The organism is Microcystis sp. LE19-84.1B (assembly GCF_027531875.1).
GTDB lineage: Bacteria > Cyanobacteriota > Cyanobacteriia > Cyanobacteriales > Microcystaceae > Microcystis > Microcystis panniformis.
This window is the reverse complement of sequence record NZ_JAPZSR010000440.1, coordinates 1-5,598: the sequence shown is the minus strand read 5'-3', so window position 1 is coordinate 5,598 and position 5,598 is coordinate 1. Positions and strand designations below refer to the sequence as shown.

3 protein-coding genes are annotated in these 5,598 nt (G+C 48.9%); 2 read left to right on the top strand and 1 reads right to left on the bottom strand.

Annotated elements, in window-relative coordinates:
* Positions 1 to 378 (bottom strand): Uma2 family endonuclease (locus tag O9324_RS24755; protein ID WP_288141584.1); only part of this gene is annotated, 378 nt, incomplete at its 3' end.
* Positions 379 to 654: 276 nt separating this feature from the next.
* Between O9324_RS24755 and O9324_RS24750 the strand changes: the two genes are divergently transcribed.
* Positions 655 to 1,125 (top strand): DUF29 domain-containing protein, encoded by a 471-nt coding sequence (locus O9324_RS24750; protein WP_287627360.1) that lies wholly within the window; start codon positions 655 to 657, stop codon positions 1,123 to 1,125.
* A 54-nt stretch (positions 1,126 to 1,179) separates the two neighbouring features.
* The gene (locus O9324_RS24745; protein WP_288141583.1) at positions 1,180 to 5,352 is read left to right on the top strand and encodes a DEAD/DEAH box helicase; all 4,173 of its coding nucleotides are present in this window, start codon (positions 1,180 to 1,182) and stop codon (positions 5,350 to 5,352) included.
* Positions 5,353 to 5,598: the final 246 nt, after the last annotated feature.

The following is a 5,598-nucleotide window of genomic DNA, read 5'->3' as shown; positions in this document are numbered from 1 at the left end:
TTCTTCCACTCCATAACGTTGATAAAAGAGTAGTTTTCGCTCCATTTCTTCTAAGCTGTTAGAAGGTGAAAGAATTTCAAAGACCACTTGAGGAGCGATATTATCTTCTTGCCATTGTTTATAGGAACCCCTTCTTCCTTTCGGACGACCAAATACTACCATAACATCGGGAGCAACTGGTCCAGTAATTTTCTTATCTTGGACGGGATACCAGAGCAGATCTCCGGCAATAAAAACCTGAGGAGAATTAGCAAAAAGAATCTCAAGATTTTCTTTGATTTTCACGATCCATTCGTATTGTTCGGTATTATCGGCCATGGGTTTACCGTCACTATCGGGGTATTCAATATCTGGATCAATAGCTGGTGTAAAGGTCATGATTTCTGCTCTGAGGTTATTTGTCTGAAAATTAAATTCTAGCAGCGACGTTATCTTTCCCCTCTAGTCCCAAAATAACATCGTCAATAAGGTTGCTCAAAATGTTTGTGTACTTTTGTTAAAAAGGAAAAGTTTTCTTGACAAAAAGAACAACTTGTGCTAGAGAATAAATCTCTAACTTGGCAAAAATTCCCCGGACTGGAAGCTGATCGAGGATAGCGATCGAGCGTTATAATCGAGCCATTACCCCGCGCTCCCGGTCGGGATGAGAAATCTATGATGACCGCTCTCTACGAAGAAGATTTTGTTCTCTGGACAGAAAAAACCGCCGAACTGTTAAAGCGGAAAGAGTTTGACCGGGTGGACTGGGAAAACCTGATCGAGGAAGTGGAGTGCATGGGAAAAAGCGAGAGACAGGCAATAACGAGTTTATTAACCGTTTTAATCGAACACTTGCTAAAACTATCCTATTGGGAATCGGAAAAAGAACGGAATGCCCGTCATTGGATAGTGGAGATTGCGGCTTTCCGATCGCAATTAGAACAAAAAATAGATAGTGCCACCCTCGTCAACCATGCCCGCGATTCTTGGAAAAAAGCCTATGTAACCGCCAGAAAATCCCTGATTAACGCGCGGATAGTCGATAAAAACGCGATTCCCCTAGAGTCTATATTCACTCTCGAACAGGTATTAGACGGGGATTGGTTCCCGATCGATATCGAACCTTTTTTAGAAACCCGTCCATAAATTGCAGTCATATCCCCGCAAAAAGATTAGGATTATCAGCGAATATAACCGAATATGCAAGATATAGAGCAAATCCGCCGTCAACTCATCGAACGCTACCAACAATTATCGGCACTAGATCAGGTGATCGTCCGTTTTTTTTCCCTAATCTATGAACCGATCGCCCGCAGCACTTTTCTAGACTGTTTAAATCAAGCTCATTACCGCGACGAGAACAACCGGCGATTTAACGGCCAAACCCTGAAATCCCATTTAGATCTCCTCCTAGAAGCGGAAGTGATCACCCAGGACAAAGGCTACGGGCCGCGCTGTCATCCCCTCCTCGTCGAGATTGCCAGCCGTGATAGCGTTAGTAAGGGAGAATTCAAGCGTTTTGCCGAGATTATCAAGGCAAAACTGGCGCAACCCCGAACTCGTTGGGATGAAAGCCTAGTTTTTCAGGGAAAAGAGCAATTAATCCGAGAAATCCGTCTGGCCATCTATCGTCAGGATTTCGACTCGATCGAACAACAAATCGCCGATTATCAGAAAACCAGCTATTCTTCCTCAAAAACCAGCCTAGAAGACCTTCTTATCCTCATCTACGATAACCCCTTCGATGGGGATTGGTTACGGACGCAACCGACCAAATTTCAGGCAATAGCACTAAATAGCATTCTTGTCAAGGCTTTTGAAAAAATAACTCGCGCCGATGGAGCTTTTTCCCTCCTAGAAGAACTCTGTCAAGACCAGACCAGTGTTTCCGAAGCCCATTTGTGGCTCGAACAGGCAATCATCCGAGGACAAAGCGATAAAGTGCGTCGGTATCTCGATCGCCCCTTCCCGGAAAACCAAGCAGCAGCAATCGGGGCGATACGGGGTTGGATTGCCTTTCTGGGCGGGGAAAACAGCAAAGCGATCCAAGAATATACCCTCGCCCTTAAAGCCCTAAAAAAAGCCAAAGGAAAACAAAAAATCTATTTTTCTTCGATTAGCGGCTTCTCCTTTATTTTCGCCCTCCTCAAAGAAGGAACCCCCGAACGTCTCGCCGAAGCCGCCAGCTATATCAGTTGGGTGACGCGTCAAAACGATCATCCTTTCAGTCCTATCTATGCCCGTCTGGAAAAAATCATCGCTGCCCGTCAGGGAGATATGCAGGCCAAAGACGCAATCATCGACGCGACGATCAATCCCTACCAAATGGGCCAGGGTCTAGAGACTCTTATCTGTAGTATCTGTCTCTACTGGATGAGTAGCGACATCGCTAAAAAACATCTGCCCCGGCTACTCTTGCCCCTCTACAAAGATGCCAAGGCGGCCGGCTACCATTGGTTAGCCCTAGAAACCGGGGCCCTACTGTCCCGACTCGATCGAGCGCCGGAAGCGGAGGTGCTTAAAAACCAGCGTCTCCCTTCCCCCCTGGTAGATGCGATCGAACCCCAAGAAGCTTGGCAACTGTGCCTGAATGCCTTGACTAATCTGTGCGCGCCAACACCAACCCCGGGTAAATCTAACCCCGTCGTCCGCCTTGCTTGGTTTATCACTATCCATTCCGAGGATTATTTCCTGCAACCAAAAGAACAGAAACTCGACGCGCGGGGCAATTGGAGTCGCGGCCGTCCCGTCTCCCTTAAACGTCTGCGAAAAACTGGGGAAATTGACTATTTAACCCCGCAAGACCTGAAAATTTGCGCCCATATCTTCGTGGAATCCAGTTACTATGGCCAGAACGAGTATCACTTTGAGCGCCGGGCCATTATCGAACTGATCGGTCATCCCCTGGTGTTCTGGGAAGATTCCCCCGGAACGCGGGTAGAAATCGTCGCTGGGGAACCGGAATTGCGAGTAAGAAAGGGAAAATCGGGTAAATTAATCCTGTCTTTACTGCCCGATCTCAGCGATCGCCAAGAAGTGCTGATTTGGAAAGAAACCCCCACTCGCGTTAAGGTAATCGAAGTCAAGCCGGAACACCGAAGCATCGCCGACATTATCGGCAAAAGCAACCGCCTAGAAGTCCCCGACAAGGGCCGGGAAAAAGTCCTGGGCGCGATCAATTCCCTGTCCGGGATCGTGACAGTACATTCCGATATCGGGGGAGGAAAAGCAGCCCGGTCAGTGGCAGCCGATAGTCAACCCCGGATTCATCTCTTACCGGCCGGAGAGGGTTTAAAAGTGGCGGTTCTCAGCCGTCCTTTTGGGGCAGCCGGTCCCTATTTCCAGCCTGGAAAAGGGGGAGAAACAGTAATCGCCGAAATCGAGGGGGAACGGCTGCAAACCACCAGAGATCTAGCCCTAGAGAAAAAACTGGCCCAAACAGCGATCGATTCTTGTCCGATCCTGATCAGTTTTGAGGAAGAAAATGGGGAATGGCGGCTAGAAAATCCAGAGGATTGTCTAGATCTACTGCTGGAATTGCGGGAATTAAGCGATAGCGTCCTTGTGGAATGGCCGGAAGGGGAAAAATGGCGGGTGTCGCGTCAGCTTCGATTACAAGACCTACACCTAAATATCCACAGTCAACGGGATTGGTTTGCCGTCAGTGGTGAACTGCACCTAGAGGAGAAATCGGTGCTGAGTATGCAGGAGTTGATGAAATTGCTAGAGGGAGCGCCGGGGCGGTTTATTCCCCTCGGAGATGGTCAATTTCTCGCCCTAACCGAGGCATTTCGGGAACGGTTACAGGAAATGCGCGCTTTCTCGGAAAAGTCCGGCGACGGTTTGCGGTTTCATCCCTTCGCTGCCCCGATTCTCTCGGAACTCACCGAGGAAGTGGGACAACTCAAGGCCGATAAACGTTGGCGCGATAATTTACAACGCTTTCAGGAGAGTCAGGATTTTACCCCAGAAGTCCCCTCAACTCTACAGGCAGAATTGCGCGACTATCAATTGGAAGGCTTTCGCTGGTTAGCTAGGCTGGCCCGGTGGGGGGCCGGGGCCTGTTTGGCCGATGATATGGGATTAGGGAAAACTTTACAGGCTCTGGCAGTGATCCTTACCCGCGCCTCGGAGGGACCGACTTTAGCGATCGCTCCTACTTCAGTATGTTTGAACTGGATTAGTGAGGCGGAAAGGTTCGCACCTACCTTAAATATCATCCAATTGGGTACAGGCGATCGGCAAGCACTACTCGATCGACTGCAACCTTTTGATCTGTTGGTCTGTAGCTATGGGTTATTACAGCAGGAAGAAGTGGCCACCATGTTGGCCGGGGTGGAATGGCGAACAATCGTTCTCGATGAGGCCCAAGCGATTAAGAATTTCTCCACCAAGCGATCGAAAGCAGCGATGAATCTGCGGGGGGATTTTAAACTAATCACCACGGGAACACCGATCGAGAATCATTTAGGGGAATTATGGAATCTTTTCCGTTTTATTAACCCCGGATTGTTGGGCTCCTTGGAAAGTTTTGATCGCCGTTTCGCCACCCCGATCGAAAAATACGGCGATAAAACCGCTCGCGAACAGTTAAAAAAACTGGTGCGGCCTTTCCTTCTCCGGCGCACCAAAAACCAAGTTCTGGCGGAATTACCGCCCCGTACCGAGATTTTAGTCCCGATCGAGTTAAGCGTCGAGGAAAAGGCGTTTTACGAGGCCTTACGGCGGCGCGCTTTGGAGAAATTAAGCGAGAGTGACAGTACCGCCGGAGCGAAACATCTCCAGGTACTGGCAGAGATCATGAAATTACGCCGGGCCTGCTGTCACCCGCAGTTAGTGGCTCCAGATTTGGATTTAGCTGGCTCGAAATTGTCCCGTTTCGGGGAAATTCTGGATGATTTATTGGATAATCAGCATAAAGCGTTGGTATTTAGTCAATTTGTCGATCATTTAGCGATTGTCCGCAGTTATCTCGAGCAACGGCAGATAAAATATCAATACCTCGATGGTAGTACCCCAGCTGGCGATCGGCAGAAACAGGTGAAAGCCTTTCAAGCGGGGGAAGGGGACGTATTTTTAATTAGTTTAAAAGCCGGGGGGACAGGATTAAATCTCACCGCAGCCGATTATGTTATCCATCTTGATCCCTGGTGGAATCCCGCAGTGGAGGATCAGGCCTCCGATCGCGCTCACCGCATCGGCCAAAAACGTCCGGTGACGATTTATCGCTTAGTGGCCAAGGATACGATCGAGGAAAAAATTGTCGATCTGCACCACCATAAACGCGATCTCGCCGATAGTTTATTGGAGGGAACCGACGCCAGCGGCAAGCTATCCACTGACGAATTATTGCGCTTAATGGCCGAGGGATAGTAGGACTGCATGGGAGAGGGGAAAGTCTGAGCTTTTGTACTAATATTTAGGGTTGGCTGAATAAATGTGAAATGTAGGCAAAGTAAGGGTTTTGGGGCTTTTCTTCCGAAACAGGTGCAAGATTTTGAGAGAATCGTCGTTCAAAACCTTGCGTCTTCATCGGCCCGCGTCCTGTAGGGGCGAAGCATTCGGGCAATAACCTATCGGTGAAACCGTAGATTTTCTATCCGAATGCTTCGCCCGTAC

Coding starts and splice junctions, on each gene's coding strand:
- O9324_RS24750 (WP_287627360.1), top strand. CDS start 655: ATGATGACCGCTCTCTACGAAGAAGATTTTGTTCTCTGGACAGAAAAA.
- O9324_RS24745 (WP_288141583.1), top strand. CDS start 1,180: ATGCAAGATATAGAGCAAATCCGCCGTCAACTCATCGAACGCTACCAA.